The following is a 1,058-nucleotide window of genomic DNA, read 5'->3' on the forward strand; positions in this document are numbered from 1 at the left end:
GGGGGACCCTGTGGGAGAGTAGGACACCGCCGGACTTCTTTTCAGTCGAAATGGCCACCCAAAGCTGGGTGGCCATTTCGCATTTACGGGCCCACGTGGCCTGCGCGCCGCTCCGCGCGCGTGATCGCACCGGTCAACAGCGCCGACGCACCCCTCCCCGGGAAGACAGGGGCGGGTGCGGCGGCGCTTTCTCGTACCCCACGGCGAGACGCTCGCGGCGCGCGAAGGCCTGAGACTACGCTGTCCTCACCCGTCGGAAGGACGCGCCATGCTCTTCGCTCACCTGGGATCGCAGCCTCGTATCCATCCCGACGCCGTCGTCGCCCCGACAGCGGTCATCAGCGGCGACGTCACGGTCGGGGCCGGCTGTCAGGTGCTCCATGGCGCGGTCCTGACCGCGGAGGGGAGTCCGATCGTGCTCGGTGCCCACACGATCGTGATGGAGAACGCCCTGGTGCGCGCGAGCTCGACGCACGCCGTTCACGTGGGGGCGCACACCCTCATCGGTCCGATGGCCAGCATCGCCGGTTCCGACATCGGCGACGAAGTGTTTCTCGCGACCGGCACGCGCATCTTCAACGGCGCCGAGATCGGCGACCGCAGTGAAGTTCGCATCAACGCTGTCGTCCACGTGCGGACGGTGCTGCCGCCGGACAGCGTCGTGCCGATCTCGTGGGTCGCCGTCGGCGATCCTGTAGTCATCCTGCCTCCCGAGCGCCACGAAGAGATCTGGGCGGCGCAGAGAGAGCTTGACTTCCCCGGCTACGTCTTCGGACTGGACCGTGAGACCCCCGACCTCATGGTGCAGCTCACGGAGCGCTATGGTCGCAGCCTCTCCCGGCACGCCGACGATCATCGCCTCGGGTGAGCCGCTCGCACCGTCCAGCGGCGTCCTGCGGTTTCGGGGCGCGGGGTGGCCGGCATCCCGCACCTTCTGGGGTGCAGCGAGACACCGAACCGCAGCACGAAGGCCCGCGAGCACGACGAAGCGCCGGCCCCCCCCGGGGACCGGCGCTTCGTCGTGCGGCCCGATGCCGTCAGCCGGTGTTCTGCAGTCC

Annotated in this window: 1 protein-coding gene; it reads left to right on the plus strand. The window is 69.4% G+C overall.

The window, feature by feature from the left end:
• Positions 1–268 precede the first annotated feature (268 nt).
• Entirely contained in the window at positions 269–868 is a 600-nt protein-coding gene (locus tag DBR36_RS11945) for a gamma carbonic anhydrase family protein (RefSeq protein WP_108319668.1), read from the plus strand.
• The last annotated feature ends 190 nt before the right edge of the window (positions 869–1,058 follow it).

This window comes from Microbacterium sp. HMWF026 (assembly GCF_003061325.1).
GTDB classification, from domain to species: domain Bacteria; phylum Actinomycetota; class Actinomycetes; order Actinomycetales; family Microbacteriaceae; genus Microbacterium; species Microbacterium testaceum_E.